Source organism: Haloplanus salinarum (genome assembly GCF_009762275.1).
GTDB lineage: Archaea > Halobacteriota > Halobacteria > Halobacteriales > Haloferacaceae > Haloplanus > Haloplanus salinarum.
This window is the reverse complement of record NZ_CP034345.1, coordinates 2266012-2282371: the sequence shown is the minus strand read 5'-3', so window position 1 is coordinate 2282371 and position 16360 is coordinate 2266012. Positions and strand designations below refer to the sequence as shown.

Below are 16360 nucleotides of genomic sequence, written 5' to 3'. Positions count from 1 at the left end.
GGAGGTGTCGACATCCGGGCTAGACGAGCGCCGCGACGAGGTCCCGGCCCTCGTCGAGGATGGCGTCGACCCGCTCGCGGCTCTCGGCCTCGGCGTAGACGCGCATCTTCGGTTCGGTCCCGCTCGGCCGGACCAGGAGCCAGGAGCCATCCGAGAGCAGGAGTTTGAACCCGTCGAGCGTGACGACATCCTCGACGGCCCGACCGGCGACGGTCTCGGGGATGGCGTCGCCGAGGGCGTCGACGACCGCCGCCTTCCGCTCGTCGGGGCAGTCGACGCTCACCTTGTCGGCGACGATGTCGCCGTGGACGTCGAGCAGGCGGTCCACGCGGGTGTCGAGGGGTTCGCCGGCGGCCACGTCGGCCGCGAGCAGCGCCATCAGGACGCCGTCCTTCTCGGGGACGTGCCCCCGGATCGAGAAGCCGCCGGACTCCTCGCCGCCCATCAGGGCGTCGTGTTCGACCATGGCCTCGGCGACCCACTTGAAGCCGACCGACGTCTCGACGACCTCCTCGCCGTGGGCGGCGGCGACCCGGTCGATCAGGAACGTCGTCGAGACGGTTCGGACCGCGGGGCCGGAGCGTTCCGCCAGGAGGGCGTCGTAGACGGCGGCGAAAAAGAGGTTCTCGTCGAGGTAATCCCGGTCGGGCGTGACGACCGCGAGGCGGTCGGCGTCGCCGTCGTTGGCGATGCCGAGGTCGGCGTCGTGGGCCGCCACGGCGTCGACGAGGCCGGACAGGTGTTCGGCGCTCGGCTCGGGCGGCACCCCGCCGAAGGCGGTGTCCCGGTCGCAGCGCCGGCGGATCACCGTCGCGCCCGCGGATTCGAGGAGGGCGTCGGTCACCCGGCGGCCGCTGCCGTGCATGGCGTCGTAGACGACGGTGAGTCCCGCCAGGTCGGGGTCGACCAGGTCGCGGGCCTGGGCGGCGTGGGCCGCGACGAGGTCGACGCGGTCGATCGACCCCCGGGGCCCGTCGGCGCGGGGGTCCGCGAGGCGGGCCTCGATAGCGTCGGTCACTGCGGGCAGCGCCGGCGCGCCGTCCGCGGGGATGAACTTCACGCCGTTGTACTCGGGGGGGTTGTGCGAGGCGGTGACCATCAGCGCCCCGGAGAGGCCCCGGTCGACGACGGCCCACGCGATCACGGGGGTCGGCCGGTCCCGTTCCGGGAGCAGGACGTCGAAGCCGTTGTCGGCGAGGACGTCGGCGAGCGATTCGGCGAAGCCCTCGGAGGTGGCCCGGGCGTCGTAGCCGACGGCGACCGGCGCGTCGAACCCCTCGTCGGCGAGGTAGTCGGCGACCGCCTGCCCGACGGTCCGCACCCGTTCGTCGGTGAACGTGTCGAGACGGGCGCGCCACCCGTCGGTGCCGAAGGAGATGGCGTCCATACGCCACCCTCCCACGGCGGTGGCAAAAAGGTGGGCGTCGGCGGGGTGGACGAGCGTCCACCGAACGGGGGGGTGGACGAGCGTCCACCGTTCCGGCGGTTGGCGAAAGCGAATTATTGTGCCATCCGTTACCATCTATTGGGGTGAGGCGTATGTCCATCGTCGAAACCCTGAAACGGGCGTTCACGGCCGACGAACGCGTCGTCTACCGGTGTGATGCGTGTGGGGAGACGTTCGACGTGGGGACGAGCGTCGACGACCCGTCGTGTCACGCGTGTGGTAGCACCGACGTGGAACTGATCAATCGGGTGTGACGACACGGACGGTGGGTGGTCAGTCGGTGTCGGCGTCCGGGTCGGTGACGAGCCGTTCTTTCGCACGGCGCGAGAGCGACTTGATCTCGTGTTCGCGTGACATCGCCGCCGAGCGCGTCTCGTAGCGTTCGACGTGGCGGAGTTCGACCGGCGTCCGACCCCGGGTGTACTTCGCGCCCTCGCCCGCCTCGTGTTCGGCCACGCGTCGCTCCACGTCCGTCGTGTACCCCGTGTAGTACGTGCCGTCGACACACTCGAGCACGTAGACGTAGTGCACGTCGAGGGGTGGAGACGGGGGTCTATAAGCGTGTGGTCGCCGGGCGGGACCGACCGCGACGGCCACGGCCGGCGGCCGAATTGCGGTGTGGAAGGTGGCTTCGCGTGGTGGTCGAACGTCGCTGCAGTGATTAGGCGTTCGGGGTGCGACGTCTGGAGGCTTCGGCGATGCCGGCGTTGGCCGAACAGCTCGGACAGGCCAGGATTCGCCCGTTCGCGTCGGCGAACACCCGTTCGAAGCGTTCCGAGACGTGCGACCCGCAGTGATCGCAGCGTGCCATGATTGAACCGGCTACCACCGGTGCCGGTACCACGTTTTGGGATCACACACCTAAATGGCTAACGCGCGCGCACGCGTTCGTGCCCAACCGTCCAGAGGAGACCCCCGAGCGGGTCGTGATCGACCGATCGGCGGTGGCGGTCAGGCGTCGTCGCCCCGGCGGGCGTCGGCGACGGCCCGTGCGATCAGTCCCGCCTGGGCGCCGGCGGAGAACCCGTCGTCGATGTTGACCGTCGAGAGGACCGTACAGGACTGGAGGGTACTGGCGAGCGCCGACTCGCCCTCGCCGCCGTAGCCGTAGCCCGTCGACACCGGGAGTCCGATCACCGGCGTGTCGATCAGGCCGGCGACCACCGTCGGGAGCGCGCCCTCGCGACCGGCGGCGACGACGGCCACGTCCGCCCCGCGAAGGGCGTCGAGGTGATCGACGATCCGCCCGAGGTGGGCGACGCCCACGTCGTCGACCCGCTCCACCGTGGCGCCGACGGCCCGGGCCAGGACCGCCGCCTCGCCCGCGGCCGCGGCGTCGGAGGTGCCGGCGGTGACGACGGCCACCGTCGCGTCGACGTCGGGCGGGTCGAAGCCCGGCGCCTCGACGACCAGCGTCCGGGCGCGTTCGTCGTGGTCGACGGTCATCCCCGCCGCCAGGTCGTCGGTCACGGCGGCGACGTGGCCGTCGTCGGCACGGGTGACGACGGCGCGGCCGGTGGTCTCCAGGGCCGCGTCGACCATCGCCGCCACCTCCGTGGGAGTCTTGCCGTCCCCGAGGATTGCCTCGGGAATACCCCGACGGCGCTCGCGTGCCGCGTCGAACCGACCGGCGTCGGTCGTGGCGTAGCCGGCGAGTCGGGCCTCCGCCTCGGCCGGGGACAACTCGCCACTCGCCACCGCATCCAGAAGCTCGCGCATACTCGCCGTCCGACCGTGAGACACTCGTAGGTGTCGGTTTTCGGCCCCAGTATTTATATATCTGGGGCGAACCGCGCGAGAACGGCACCTGTGGCGGTACGTGCGGCCGATTTGGGAAATCTTATTAATAAGGGTGGGTATGTACTGCTCGTATGGCAGACCTCATCGTCAAAGCCGCCGTCAAGGAAGCGCTCCAGGACAAGAACGTCGCTTCGGACTTCTACGATGCCCTCGACGAGGAAGTCGAGGAACTGCTCGACGACGCCGCCCGGCGCGCCGAGCAGAACGACCGGAAGACCGTCCAGCCGCGCGACCTCTAAGTCGGTCCCCACTTCTCGACTTTTTTCGACCGGACAGCGACGGCGTCACTCGGGCCTTCGTACGCGAACGCCGTCGGCGTGGCCCACGTGGATTTCGTCGGCCATGTCGACGAACAGGCCGTGGGCGACGACGCCCGGCGTCGCCGCGAGGGCCGTCGCCAACGATCCCGGGTCCGTGACGGGGCCGAAATCACAGTCCAACACGAGGTTGCCGTTGTCGGTCACCACCGGGCCGTCCTTCCGCTCGGCGGCCCGGAGCGTCGGCGTCCCGCCGTGGTCGCGGATCGCCCGTCGGACGGTCGCCCGGGCGTCCGGCAACACCTCGACCGGAACCGGTCGGTCGAGGGTCGCCGTCTCCTTCGATGGGTCGGCGACGACGACGAACCGATCCGCGGCGGCGTCGACGACCTTCTCGCGGGCGTGGGCGGCGCCGCCGCCCTTGATCAGGGCGAGGTCGTCGCTCACCTGGTCGGCGCCGTCGATAGCGACGTCGATCCGTTCGACTGCGTCGAGGTCGGCGAGCGGGACCCCCACCTCGCGGGCCAGGTCGCGGGCGGCGTAGGAGGTGGCGACGCCGCGGACGTCGAGGCCGGCGTCGACCGCCCGTCCGAGCGCCCGGATGGCGTGGGCGGCCGTGCTCCCGGTGCCGAGGCCGACGACGTCGCCGTCACTCACCAGGTCGGCAGCGTGTTCGCCCGCGCGACGCTTCGCCGCGTCCGATCCACCCGGCGTCTTCATGCACACGGGTGTGCGGGCGGCGGGCAAAAACGCCGCGGTCGACTGGCCGGAGTCGGCGCCACCAGCCCGAGCCGACCCGGTCGGCACCGGGGCGACCGGTACCGCCGGTGGGCCGGCCCGTGGCTCGTGCGACGGCAAACTGGGAGGGTCCGGCGGGGGACGCCGTGCCGGCTACGCGTCGGGCCAGCGCTCGATGTAGACGGTTTCGTCCGTGTAGAAGCGAATCATATCCTCGCCTTGCGCGTGGAGGTCACCGAAGAAGGACGCCTTTCGGCCGCCGAAGTGGAAGAAGGCCATCGGCGCGGCGGTGCCGGCGTTGACCCCGAGGTTTCCGACGTCGGCACGGTGGCGGACCGTGCGTGCGTCGGCACCGCTGCTGGTGAACAGACTGGCGGCGTTGCCGAACTCGCTCCCGTTGAGGATTTCGATGGCCTCGTCCAGTCCCGAGACCGGGACGAGCCCGAGCACCGGTCCGAAGATCTCCTCGCGTGCAATCGTCATCTCCGGAGCGACGTCACCGAAGACCGTCGGACCGAGGAAGTTGCCGTCCTCGTAGCCGTCGACGGTGACGTCGCGTCCGTCAAGGAGCAGTTCGGCGCCTTCGTCGACGCCGGTCTGGATCAGTTCACGCACTCGCGTCTCGTGTTCCGGCGTGATGAGAGCGCCGATGTCGGTTCCCTCGTCGAGACCGTCGCCGACGGTCTGGGCGCGAGCTCGCTCGAGGAGTCGGTCAGCGAACTCGTCGTATACGGATTCGTCGACGACGACGACGTCGTTCGCCAGACACCGCTCCCCTCCGCAGGCATACGCCGACGAAACCGTCTTGCGGGCGGCGAAATCGAGGTCGGCGGTCTCGGTGACGATTATGTGGTTCTTGGCGCCGCCCTGTGCCTGCACTCGCTTGCCGTGTGTGGCCGCACGCTCGTAGACGGTCCGGGCGACCGGCGTGCTACCGACGAACGACGCCCCGACCACGTCCTCGTTGTCTAGCAGCGCGTTCACCGTCTCCACACCCCCGTGGACGAGTTGGACGACGCCGTCCGGGAAGCCCGCTCGGTCGATGAGTTCGAAGAGCCGTTCGGTGACGACGGGGACCTGTTCGCTCGGCTTCAGGATGAACGCGTTGCCCGTCGCAACCGCGTAAGGGAGGAACCACAGGGGGATCATCCCGGGGAAGTTGAACGGGGTGATCGCGGTGAACACGCCGAGGGGCTTCCTGACGGCAGTCTCGTCGATATCCGGTGCGGCGTTCGGGAGGTGTCCCGCCTGCATCATCGACGGGATGCCACACGCCACCTCGACGTTCTCGATCCCCCGCCGCAGTTCGCCGTTCGCCTCCGCGCGGGTCTTTCCGTGTTCGCGGACGAGGACTTCGGCGAGTTCCGATTGGTGCGCTTCGAGCAGACGCTTGAGCTCGAACAAGGGCTGTATCCGCTCCTCGACCGGTGTCGATTCCCACGTCTCGAACGCCGCCATTCCGGCCTCCACGGCGTCCTCGACGTCGGCCGCGGAGCTGAAGCCGACGTAGGAGATGGACTCGCCCGTCGCCGGGTTGACGACCTCCTGTCCGTTCGGGCCACGTGGGTCCCGCCAGTCGCCGTCGACGTAGTTCCGAACATCGTTCCACGGTGGGGTATCGTCGAGTGACATGCGACACCATATATCGCCATACCAACAATAAGGTTTTTGGAAAATTTTCTATATTCGAGGCCTATAGTAGGAACTGATACTGAATTTCTCTTTGAATATAGGAAATCATAGCTACTGCCGCCGTGGCGACGCTCGGTCGGCAACCAGCCCTGGAGTCGACACGGGGCGCGTCGCCGACGCGGTCACGGCTGGTCGATCGAGTCGCGTGAGCGACGCGTACGGGCCCCGATTCCGAACGGGGTCCGGGGTGTGTCGACGGGAGGGCGGAATGCACGGGCGAGGCTCGTCGAGAGTGGCCAGGCGATCGGTAGACACCGGAACCGGAGCTCGAATCGCGCCTGGCGGTATCCGAGCGTCGCCGAACTCGGAGGCCGAGGCGGACACTCGAAACCCCGGAGTTGGGCTACACGGTCCGGATCACGGCCAGAGTCCGCGCGTGCTCTTTGCCTCCGCGACGCGGGAGAGCGCGACGATGTAGGCGGCCTCCCGCCAGGTCACGTCGCGCCGGGTGAACTCGGCCCGAACGTCACGCCACGCGGAGAGCATCTCCGACTCCAACTCCTCACGAACCCGGTCCAGCGACCACTGACGGCGGTTGATATCCTGGAGCCACTCGAAGTAGCTCACGGTCACGCCGCCGGCGTTGGCGATGATATCGGGGACGACCGGAACGCCACGCTCGGCGAAGATGCGGTCGGCTTCCGCCGTCGTCGGTCCGTTGGCGCCCTCGACGATGATATCCGCCCGCACCGCATCGGCGTTCGCGCTCGTCAACACGTTACCGACGGCGGCGGGGATCAGCACGTCGACGTCGAGTTCCAGTAGCGCCTCGTTCGTGATCCGTGAGACGCCTTCGGTTGCCGAGACGGCTTCCGGCCGTTCGTCGTGGGATTCGATCTCGTGTGTCTCGAGACCGTCCGCGTCGTAGATACCGCCGCTCACGTCGCTGACCGCGACGACCGTCGCGCCCCACTCGTCGAGTAGCCGAGCCGCCTTGGCACCGACGCTTCCGAAACCCTGCACGGCGACCGTAGTCGACTCCAGTGGCAGGTCGTAATGATCGACCGTCTCGCGCGTGATGAGAGCGACGCTTCGGCCCGGTGCCTCGGACCGACCGTAGCTGCCGCCGATGACTGGAGGCTTGCCCGTGACGACACCGGGGACGGTCTCACCTTCCTGCATACTGTAAGCGTCCATAAACCAAGCCATCGTCTGGGCATCGGTGCCCATATCGGGGGCCGGAATGTCCACTGTCGGGCCGACGAAATCGCGCATCTCCTCCGCGAACCGCCGCGTGAGACGTTCCCGCTCGGACTCGCTCAACGCCTTCGGATCGACGACGATACCGCCTTTCGCGCCACCGAAGGGGAGATCCATCACGGCACACTTCCACGTCATCCACATCGCCAGGCCGATACACTCGTCTTCGGTCACGTCCGGGTGGTATCTGAGACCACCTTTGTACGGGCCACGGACGTCGTCGTGTTGTGCGCGATACCCGGTGAAGATCTCGACGGTCCCGTCGTCACGCTCCAGCGGCACCGACCCGCGGAACACCTTCGTCGGGTGTTTCAGACGTTCGACGACCCCCGCGTCGACGTCGATTTGTGCCGCCGCACGCTCGAGTTGCGCACGAGCGGTCTCCAGCGCTGATTCCGGTTCCTCGTCCGCCGTTGTCGCCGTCTTCTGCTCAGACATTCTGGGATCCGTCCGAAGGTGTCTCCTCCGGGACCCCGTATTGTCCCTAATATTAATTAATAATATTGGATTCAGCAGTATCGTCTTATTTTCCAATATTTTCCGTATATTGCCTATTCAGATGTATTTTATTCAGTATTTGGGGGCCGGGGGCACACCGAGTCACTCGCGGGGAGGTAGCGACGACGATCGCCGTCGCTGGCGAGGGAGTGAAGACGCGACGCTCGCTGGGAGATTCACGAACGGGCCGAGCGGTGCCGTCGAGTTCGTCTAGACGCTGGTGAACGCGAACAGCCGGCCGTCGGTCGTGATGGCATAGAGGTAGCCGTTGGCGGCCATCACGTCGACGATCGGGTCGTATATCTCCTGTTGCCAGCGCTGCCGGCCCGAGGTGACGTCGACGGCGGCCAGCAGGATGCGCTCGCTGGTGGGGTCGCTCCGCCCGACCGCATAGAGGACGTCGCCGACGAAGATCACGTCGCCGCGGACGCCGAAGGGGACCGTCCAGCGCTCGTCCCCGGTCGACAGGTCGAGGCCGTGGAGCGTCCGCCGGGTGCCGTAGACGGCGACGCCGGCGCCGACGGCGAGGGTGGGAGGCCGGACCGACGACTCGGCGCTGACGGCCCACCGCCGGGTGCCCGTCGCGGCGTCGAAGCCGGCGACGCCGGCGCCGGTCGTGGCGACGACGACGTCGTCGGCCACCGCGATGCGGCCGACCGGACCGTCCATAGCGACGTGCCACCGCACGCCGGGGGAGGCGGGGTCGACCGCGTACAGGTGTCCGATCCCGGTCGTGGGTTCGCCGTCGGGATATCCGGTCCCGACGTAGGCGACGCCGTCGCCGACGGCGGCCGCGCGGATCTTCCGGTCCCGACGGTCGCTCCCGCGCCCCCGGTTCGGCGCGAACGACCAGCAGTGTTCGCCCGTCCGGGCGTCGACGACGCGGTAAGACTCCTCGCTCGGCATCACCAGACTCGTCCCCGCGGTCGCCAGGCCGTCGACGAACCGCCCGGGGAGGTCGTAGACGGTACGGAGCGATCCGTCGGCGCGGTCGATGGCCTGGACGCGCACGTCCTCCGGGGAGCCGAAGGGGACGTACACCGTGTTCCCGGCCGCGACCGGCGGCCCGATGGGCATGGCGTCGACCCGACGCCGCCACTGGATCTCGCCGTTGCGCCGCGGGTCGTGACACAGCACGGCCGCCATCGGCACGCTCGGATCGGCGTCGGCGTCGGCCGCCACTAGATAGACGAAGTCCTCGTCGGCGACGGGGAAGGTGACCTGCGCTTCGAGCGCCGACATGGTCCAGCGCTCGTTGAGCGGGAAGCCGGTGGGACCGTTGGCCGCGGGCGCGGCGTTCGTCCCCGCGGGGTCGTGGTGGGGCATCGGCCACGTCCCGTCGGCGACGGACGACGCCGTCAGGGCACAGCTCCCGGGCCCCCGCTCGAACGAGCCTTCGAGGGAGTCGTCCCCGTCGGTGGGGGCGGCGGCGGCGACGCCGGCCGACGCGGTAGCGCGGGTCGTCGTCGGGGGCGGCGACGTGGTCGTCCCCGTCTCCGTCGCCGTTCCCTCGTCCGCGCGGCCGCCACAGCCCGCGATCACCCCCCCGACCACGGCCGCGAGATATCCGCGGCGTGTGAACGTGTCACGTGGCATTTTCGTTCGCACGCGGGATTCCGCGAGTAAATGTGTTCCGCCGATCCTACAGGCGGTCGAGGACGGCCTCGGCGTCGTAGGAGAGCGTGAGCGACCGGGATCGTCCTCGGCCCTCGACATCGGCGTAGTCGGCCTCGATGACACCCAACTGGTCGAGTTTGTTGACGATCTCCGAGTAGCGGGTGTAGCCGAGATCCGTCGCCTCGTGGAACGCCTCGTAGACCGTCCCGGCCTGCTGGCCGTCGTGTTCGGCGATGGTCTCGACCAACGCCCGTTCGGACTCCGAGAGCTCGCGCAGACAGCGCGAGAGGTGGACGTACTTGGACTTGTCGTAGGCCTCCTCGACGTCCTCGACGCTGATCGTCTTGCTGGCCCGCATCTCGGCGTTGAGCCCCGCCCGGCGCAACAGGTCGATCCCGACCCGGAGGTCGCCGCTCTCGGCGGTGAGTTCGGCGACGCGGTCGAGTTCCTGCGCGCCGATCACGCCGTCGTGGAAGCCCCGGTCGACCCGTTCCCCGAGGATGTCGACGATCTCGTCGGCGTCGTAGACGGGGAAGTACACCTCCTCGGGGCGGAAGACGCTCTGGACGCGGCCGTCGAGCTCCTCCATGATGTCCAGTCCCAGGTCCGAGGAGACGACGATGACGCCGATGCGGGCGCCGGCCGACCCCTCGTGGGCGCGCAACAGCGAGTAGAGGGTATCCGAGGCCTCGTTCTCGTAGAAGAGGTAGTTCACGTCGTCGAGCGCGACCACCAGCACCTCGTCGTCGTCGACGAGGCGGTCGGTGATCTGCCCGAACAGCTTCTTGAACGAGATGCCCGACGAAGGGGGTTCGTAGTCGAAGACGTGTTCGAACACCCGGGAGAAGACGGCATAGCGCGTCGAATCGAGTTGGCAGTTCACCCGGACGGTCCGGACGCCGGGCTGGCCCGACAGCTCGCCGAACAGCTTCAACACGGCGGTGGTCTTGCCGGTGCCGGGCGGCCCCCGAACCATCGTGTTGAGCGGTCGGGAGCCCCGCACCGCCGGCCGGAGCGCGTACTTCAAGTTCTCCAACTGCGTCTCGCGGTGGTCGAACGTCTCGGGCACGTAGTCGATTTCGAAGACGTGTTCGTCCCGGAACACCGACTCGTCCCACGACAGCATCCCCTCGTCGGGGTCCTCCGTCATCACTTTCACCTCGCTCGCGTGACCACTTAACAGTTGCCGCGGGTCGAACGCGACGGGCGCGCCCGACGCGCTACTCCTCGGTTTCCGCACCCGGTGCGTTGCGCTTCACGCCCTCGATGGCGTCGTGGACGCCGCTCCGGGAGGCGTACCCCTCGCCGCCGTCGGCGAGGACGTTCCCGTTACGGTGGCGGAGTCGCCACCGCCAGTCCGAGGCCGCCCATCGCGATGCTCGCCTCCCGCAGCGCCGACGCAGGGCTGCTGGGGAGAAAGAGGACGATGCCGACGACCCCCGGCCAGCAGTCCGAGGACGAACAGCCAGTATCCCCGTATCTCGTCGGACGTGCGTGGGGCGCCGATCCGACGTGCATACAGGCTGGAATTATTATCCGACATATATGAACGCGACCCGAGACACCGATAAACGCCCGAGTTTTTGACCGATCGGGTGGCGGTTCCCCTCAGAACTTCTCCAGGAGCCGCCGGTAGAAGTCGTCCTCGTCGGTCGGGGGGTCGTCGTCGGCCGTTCGTTCGGCCGACTCCGTCGCCAGTTTCTCGACGATGAGTTCGGGCGTCGAGCGCGCGAGGTGGTCGGTCACCGGCGAACGATTCACCCGGAGTTCGCCGTCGACGAGCCCCACCGCCTCGATGCCGTCGACCGCCACGTCGATCCCCGCGGCGTCGCGGATTTCGCCGGCGAGGTGGGAGACGAAGACGGCGGTGACGTCGCCCCCATCCAGTGATTCGAGGATGCCGGCGATGATCTTCGCACTCGCGCCCGGCTCCGTGATGCTCTCCAGTTCGTCGACGAGAACCAGCCGCGAGTCGGTACCCGTCACGAGGTCGGCGAAGTCCCGGAGCGTCGCCTCGAAGGCGCCGGCGTCGAGGGTCCCCTGGCTCTTGGCGTAGTAGTGGAGTTCGGAGACGCGTTCGACCCGAGCGGCCGCGGCGGGGACCGGGAGACCCATGTGGGCGAGGACGGTCACGAGCGCCAGCAGGTCGAGCGTCGAGGTCTTCCCGCCGCTGTTGACTCCCGAGAGGAGGGTCACCCCGGAGACGGCGTAGTCGACGGGTTCGACTTCGGCGAAGGGCACGTCGAGCAGCGGCGACCGGCCGCCCTCGACGGCGACGCCGGACACGTCGTCGTCGACGTCGGGGAGGGTGCAGTCGAAGTCGTCGGCGAACCGGGCGACTGCGAGTTCCACGTCCCGCTCCAAGGCCGCCCGGACCAGCCGGTCGGCAGGGTCGCGGAGGGCACGCAGGTCGTCGGCCAACTCCGTCTTGATTCGGCCGGCCCGGCGGTCGCGGGCGGCCGCGAGTTCGGTGCGGAGCCGCGAGACCGCCTCCGCGTCGTGCTCCAGCGGGAAGGTGGGGTCGCCGCCGAAGACGCGCTCGGCCAGGTCCGCCTCGTCGGCCAGGTCGAGGCTGTCGATCAGGTGATCGCGGGCCTTCGCGACCGCGTGGTCGAACTCGTCGGCGAGTTCCCGGGAGAGCAGGGCGTCGACGCGGGCGCCCTGCTCGACCAGGGAGAGGAAGTCGGTCCCCTCGATGGTCACGTCGCGCTCGCGGATGGCGGTCCGGAGGTGGTCGTTGGCGACCGATTCGGCGGTTCCGACCGCGGCGTCGAGGTCGTCGACGGCGGTCGTGAGCCGGTCGAGTTCGTCGTCGCCGACGGGCGTGCCGTCGTCGTCGAGGCGGGAGAGCGCGTCGCGGAGCGCGTCGAGGTCACAGGGCGGCTCCATCCCCGCGGCGTCGTGGACCCGCGCCGCCGCGAGCAGGGTGTCGCGGTTCGCCGCGAAGAAGGCGAGGAGGCGCTCGGGCACCACCTCGGCGGGGTGTTCGAGCGCGTCCGGGCGTACCCGCACGTCGCCGGCCACGTCGACGCCGGCGAAGGTCTCGTCGAGGGCGATCACCGTCGCGTACGACCGGGCGAGTTCCGCGAGGTCGCGGGCGTCGTCGACCACCTCGACCGAGAGTTCGGGAACCGCCTCCTCCGCCTCGGCGTACCGCTCGGCGTCGGCGGTGGCGAGACAGCGGTCGCGCACCCGCGTTGGCGGCGGGTCGGCGAGCGGAGTCACGTCCGAGAGCGCATCGAGGGTCGCGGGGTCGGCCTCGCGGTCGGTCGCCCGGTCGACGAGGGCGCGGACCTCCGCGATCCGCGAGGGCGCGCCCGTCGGGACGAACGTCTCCATCCGCCGGGCGGCGTAGTCGGTGACCGTGCGTTCCTTCAGGAGGTCGAGCACGTCCTCGTAGACGTCGCGGGCGCGGTCGGTCGCGAGGAACTCGCCGTCGGCGTCGTGTTCGTGGCGGACGGCCGCGCGGGCGATGGCGGCGGCCCGACCGGCGGAGATGCCCGGCGCCTCGGCGAGCGCGGCCACGTCGCCCTCCCGGAGCGCCCGCTCGGGGTCGTCGAGGTCGGCGAGCGCGGCCGCCGTCTTCTCGCCGACGCCCGGGATGGCCGTGAGTTCCATGCGGCAACGAGTATCGCCCCATCCGGCAAAACGTTGCGGGTCGGATCAGGACCCGTGGCGGGTGACGTGATAGAGGACGCCCCACAGGAACGAGAGCGCGAGGACGACCACGAATCCGCCGGTCAGTTCGCGGGACAGCGGGACGCCGATCAGGGTGACGAGGTGGCGGCCGACGACGGCCCCCGCCTCCGCGAGCGGTGGGGTGTACGTCCAGACGTACTTCGAGAGGACGGTCCCGACGATCAGGCTGACGAACGCCGACATGGCGTGTGACGCCCCCGTCTTGGCTGGCATCGTCGTTCTGCCCGTCCCTTGAGGGGTAGCGGGGATGAATCTTTCTCCCGGACGACGCGCTTTTGCCCGTCGGCGCGGAAGGGCGGACGATGACTGCACTCGACGCGAAACTGGACGCCGCCCGCGCCGACCTCGCCGAGCGCGACGGGGTCGTCGTCGCGTTCTCCGGCGGCGTCGACTCGGCGGTCGTCGCCGCCCTCGCCCACGACGCCCTCGGGGACGACGCCCTGGCCTGCACGGCCCGCAGCGAGACCCTCCCCGCGTCCGAACTCGACGACGCGGTCCGGGTGGCCGAGGAGATCGGGATCCCCCACGAGACCGTGACCTTCTCCGAACTCGACGACCCGGACTTCGTCGCCAACGGCGACGACCGGTGTTACCACTGCCGGACGATGCGCCTGGGGCGGATGTACGACGTGGCCCGCGAGCGGGGCATCGGGACCGTCTGTGACGGGACGAACGCCTCGGACCCGGGCGAGGGTCACCGGCCCGGGCTCCGCGCCGTCGAGGAACTCGACGTGTTCTCGCCGCTACTCGCCCACGACGTCACCAAGGCGGAGGTCCGCGAGGCCGCCGAGCGCTACGGCCTCTCGGTCGCCGACAAGCCCTCGATGGCGTGTCTCTCCTCCCGGATCCCGACGGGGCTCGAGGTGACCGAGGAACGGCTGACCCGCGTCGAGAAGGCCGAGCGACTGCTGCGGACCTGGGGGTTCTCGCAGTTTCGGGTACGCGACCACGACGGCCTCGCCCGCATCGAGGTGGCGCCCGAGGAACTCGACGCCGCCCTCGACCGGGAGTTCGTCCGCGCGGCGCGCGAACACCTCGACGACGTGGGCTTCGAGCACGTCACGCTCGACCTGCACGGCTACCGGACGGGGAGCGTGAGCCCCGACGAGGACGACGAGGAACCGCTCGTCGCCGACGTGTTCGCCCAGGAGTACCCCACCGGCGGGGACTGAGCGGCTACGCCGAGACGCCGTCGAGGAAGTCGGTCCGGTTCTCGGCGAGCAGGCTCGCCCGCCCGTCGCGCACGCGGAGTTCGTTCAGCGCGCAGTTGTCCTGCTCGCCCTCCACGACCGCCGAGACGACGTCGCGGCCCTCGACGGCGCCGACGAGGAGGTAGAGCGGGCCGCCGTGACAGACGACGGCCACCGTCTCCTCGGGGTCGCTCTCGGCGACGAGTCGCTCCCAGCCGGCGAGGACGCGTTCCCGCACGTCCCGGAGGCTCTCGCCGCTCTCCGGGCGGGCGTCCACCGCGTCGTGGCCGGCCCGGCGTAGCGAGAGACGGTCGTGGTCCTCGAACATCGCCGCCTTCGGGAGCCCCTGGTAGCGGCCGAAGTCACGCTCGCGCCACGCCGACTCGAAGGTGGGGTCACAGCCGACGTGTTCGGCGAGGTGAGTGGCGGTCCGCCTGGCCCGCCGGAGGTCGGAGGCGAGGACGCGGTCCACGTCGTATTCGGCGGCGACGGCGGACCCGAGTGCCCGCGACTGCGCGTGTCCGCGGTCGGTCAGCGACGTCGGCGCCCAGCCCTGGAGGCGGCCGTCACGGTTCCACGTCGTCTCGCCGTGTCGGGCGAGCAGGACGGTGGTCATGGGACCCGCTACGGCCGTCGCCCACAAGAGCGTTCCTCGGGACGGGACCGGACGGCATCCCCGCGCTCGGTTCGGGAACCGATCACAGGGGTCAGTTGCCGGTCCACCGGAGCAGGGCGAGCGTCCCCTCGAACAGCGAGATCATGGTCGCAGCGACGATGATCGGCGCCATGCCCGTCGGGTCGGGGCTGACCAGGAAAGAGAGCCCGAGGAACCCGCCCCAGAACAGCAGGCGCCGACCTTCGAGCCACTCCCGGGTGGTGAGGTTCATCATGATCGCGAGCATGATGAAGAGGGGAATCTGGAAGACGAGCGCCATATAGCCCATGAGGACGAGGATGAGGCCGAACGTCTCCTTGAGTCCGAAGGCGATGAGTTCGACGGACTCCTCGGTGTAGAGCGTGAAGTACGCGAAGATGGCCGGGAGGACGACGAAGTGGGCGAAGCCGACGCCGATCAGCGCCAACACGAGACTGGTCGGGACGGCGGCGAGGTAGTAGCGGCGTTCGCGGGGAAAGAGCCCGGGACGCATGAACAGGTACGTCTCGTAGACGGCGATTGGGAGGCCGACGACGAAGCCGGCGAGCGCGGCGACCTTCAGTTCGGTGAGCAGGAGTTCGAGCGGGCCGTACAGGCGGGGCCGCAGGTCGGGGTCCGTCGCCGCCCCCGGGATGTGGGAGTTCCAGAGGTAGTTGATGACGCCGTCGGCGAAGGGGAAGACCGCGAGGGCGACGACGCCGCCGACGACGAGGACGACCGCCAGCCGGCGCACCATCTCCTCGATGTGGGCGGCGAGGGGCATCTCCTCGTCCGAGGCCGGCCCCTCGCCGACGAGGCCGTCGTCGACGTCGCCGGCCGGCTCGGGGGCCGACGGCGGCTGGGGTTCGACCGTCGTCTCCCCCCCGACGACCGAATCGCTGCTCGTGGTGGGCGCCGAGTCAGCGTTCGCGTCCGCGTCCGAACCGGCGTCGGTCTCCGCAGTCGACGCCGCGTCGGCGTCGTCGTCCTCACGGCCCTGGGGCGCCGTGCCGTCGTGCAGGTCACGGTCGGTCGGGGGCGTGTCGTCGGCCCCGGCGGGGTCGTCACCGCCCTCGGCCTCGGCGGTCACCTCCGGCGCGAGTTCGAGTTCCGGGTCGTCGGCGAGCTCCTCGTCCGGGACGGGGGCGCCGACGGCGTCGGAGACGCTCCGGCGCTCGTCGATGTCGAAGGGGTCGTCGGTCCCCGTCGCGCCCTCGGGGGCCGTCCGGTCGGCGGCGAACGCGGAGTCGTCGTCGAGGTAATCCTCGATGGAACCGCCGGCGTCGGGCGCGTCCTCCGGCGAGTAGACGGTGTCGGTGTCGGGGTCGAGCGCCGGGTCGTCGGCGTCGGGAACGGACTCGGCGTCGCCGTCCGCGGCACCGCGGCTGTCGGCGGCGGTGTCCGCGTCGCCGTCCGCGGCACCGCGGCTGTCGGCGGCGGTGTCCGCGTCGCCGTCCGCCGGGTCCGGGTCGCCGTCCGCCGTCGGCTCGGACGACGCTTCCGGCTCCGAGTCCTCAGCCATTCACCCGAAGTATCTCCCCGGCTGTTATAGGCCTTTTTCCATCGGATCGGCGGACGGGACACGCTG

General features: G+C 69.8%; 17 protein-coding genes and 1 pseudogene. 3 read left to right on the top strand and 15 right to left on the bottom strand.

Features of this window, described 5'->3' with window-relative positions:
- Positions 1-19: 19 nt before the first annotated feature.
- The gene (locus EI982_RS13040) at positions 20-1387 is read right to left on the bottom strand and encodes a phosphoglucomutase/phosphomannomutase family protein (protein ID WP_157690117.1); all 1368 of its coding nucleotides are present in this window, start codon (positions 1385-1387) and stop codon (positions 20-22) included.
- Positions 1388-1539: 152 nt separating this feature from the next.
- Between EI982_RS13040 and EI982_RS18455 the strand changes: the two genes are divergently transcribed.
- Positions 1540-1701: an FmdB family zinc ribbon protein gene (locus tag EI982_RS18455; RefSeq protein WP_199243627.1), complete on the top strand. Its 162-nt coding sequence runs from the start codon at positions 1540-1542 to the stop codon at positions 1699-1701.
- A gap of 19 nt (positions 1702-1720) precedes the next feature.
- Here EI982_RS18455 and EI982_RS13035 read toward each other — a convergent pair whose 3' ends face one another.
- The 3 genes from EI982_RS13035 to larB all read right to left on the bottom strand — a co-directional run bounded on the left by EI982_RS13035 (position 1721) and on the right by larB (position 3166).
- Positions 1721-1978, bottom strand: a complete 258-nt coding sequence (locus tag EI982_RS13035; protein ID WP_157690116.1) for a GIY-YIG nuclease family protein — start codon at positions 1976-1978, stop codon at positions 1721-1723.
- A 130-nt stretch (positions 1979-2108) separates the two neighbouring features.
- Positions 2109-2258: a DUF7563 family protein gene (locus tag EI982_RS18450; protein WP_199243625.1), complete on the bottom strand. Its 150-nt coding sequence runs from the start codon at positions 2256-2258 to the stop codon at positions 2109-2111.
- Positions 2259-2398: 140 nt separating this feature from the next.
- Positions 2399-3166, bottom strand: coding sequence for a nickel pincer cofactor biosynthesis protein LarB (gene larB / locus EI982_RS13030; RefSeq protein WP_157690115.1), 768 nt, complete (start codon positions 3164-3166; stop codon positions 2399-2401).
- Between the two features lie 152 nt (positions 3167-3318).
- Here larB and EI982_RS13025 point away from each other — a divergent pair, with 152 nt between their 5' ends.
- On the top strand, positions 3319-3486 hold the full coding sequence (locus tag EI982_RS13025) for a DUF1931 family protein (RefSeq protein WP_157690114.1): 168 nt from the start codon (positions 3319-3321) through the stop codon (positions 3484-3486).
- 45 nt (positions 3487-3531) lie between these two features.
- Here the strand turns inward: EI982_RS13025 and rpiA are convergent, their stop codons facing one another.
- From rpiA to EI982_RS12985, 9 genes and pseudogenes are all read right to left on the bottom strand, one after another.
- Entirely contained in the window at positions 3532-4224 is a 693-nt protein-coding gene (gene rpiA / locus EI982_RS13020; protein WP_157690113.1) for a ribose-5-phosphate isomerase RpiA, read from the bottom strand.
- 171 nt (positions 4225-4395) lie between these two features.
- Positions 4396-5874: a CoA-acylating methylmalonate-semialdehyde dehydrogenase gene (locus tag EI982_RS13015; protein ID WP_157690112.1), complete on the bottom strand. Its 1479-nt coding sequence runs from the start codon at positions 5872-5874 to the stop codon at positions 4396-4398.
- Positions 5875-6291: 417 nt separating this feature from the next.
- On the bottom strand, positions 6292-7572 hold the full coding sequence (gene gdhB / locus EI982_RS13010; RefSeq protein WP_157690111.1) for a glutamate dehydrogenase GdhB: 1281 nt from the start codon (positions 7570-7572) through the stop codon (positions 6292-6294).
- A 270-nt stretch (positions 7573-7842) separates the two neighbouring features.
- Positions 7843-9228: a BamB-related PQQ repeat family beta-propellar protein gene (locus EI982_RS13005; RefSeq protein WP_157690110.1), complete on the bottom strand. Its 1386-nt coding sequence runs from the start codon at positions 9226-9228 to the stop codon at positions 7843-7845.
- 46 nt (positions 9229-9274) lie between these two features.
- Positions 9275-10399 carry an ORC1-type DNA replication protein gene (locus EI982_RS13000; RefSeq protein ID WP_157690109.1) on the bottom strand — a complete coding sequence of 375 codons (1125 nt, stop codon included), beginning with the start codon at positions 10397-10399 and terminating at the stop codon, positions 9275-9277.
- A 70-nt stretch (positions 10400-10469) separates the two neighbouring features.
- Positions 10470-10616 (bottom strand): annotated as a pseudogene (locus EI982_RS18770) (YegP family protein); the annotation flags it as partial.
- Positions 10579-10767 (bottom strand): hypothetical protein, encoded by a 189-nt coding sequence (locus EI982_RS18765; protein WP_233255230.1) that lies wholly within the window; start codon positions 10765-10767, stop codon positions 10579-10581. The gene EI982_RS18765 and the pseudogene EI982_RS18770, both read right to left, overlap by 38 nt.
- Before the next feature lie 90 nt (positions 10768-10857).
- Positions 10858-12867, bottom strand: a complete 2010-nt coding sequence (locus EI982_RS12990) for a helix-hairpin-helix domain-containing protein (protein ID WP_157690108.1) — start codon at positions 12865-12867, stop codon at positions 10858-10860.
- Between the two features lie 45 nt (positions 12868-12912).
- A complete protein-coding gene (locus EI982_RS12985) occupies positions 12913-13161 on the bottom strand; it encodes a hypothetical protein (protein ID WP_157690107.1) in 249 nt (82 codons plus the stop codon).
- A gap of 89 nt (positions 13162-13250) precedes the next feature.
- On the opposite strand from EI982_RS12985, the gene larE reads away from it, so the two are divergent.
- Entirely contained in the window at positions 13251-14120 is an 870-nt protein-coding gene (gene larE, locus EI982_RS12980; RefSeq protein WP_157690106.1) for an ATP-dependent sacrificial sulfur transferase LarE, read from the top strand.
- Between the two features lie 4 nt (positions 14121-14124).
- Here larE and EI982_RS12975 read toward each other — a convergent pair whose 3' ends face one another.
- Together EI982_RS12975 and EI982_RS12970 are read right to left on the bottom strand one after the other, a co-directional pair.
- On the bottom strand, positions 14125-14754 hold the full coding sequence (locus EI982_RS12975) for a histidine phosphatase family protein (RefSeq protein WP_157690105.1): 630 nt from the start codon (positions 14752-14754) through the stop codon (positions 14125-14127).
- 91 nt (positions 14755-14845) lie between these two features.
- Entirely contained in the window at positions 14846-16294 is a 1449-nt protein-coding gene (locus EI982_RS12970) for a twin-arginine translocase subunit TatC (protein ID WP_157690104.1), read from the bottom strand.
- Positions 16295-16360: the final 66 nt, after the last annotated feature.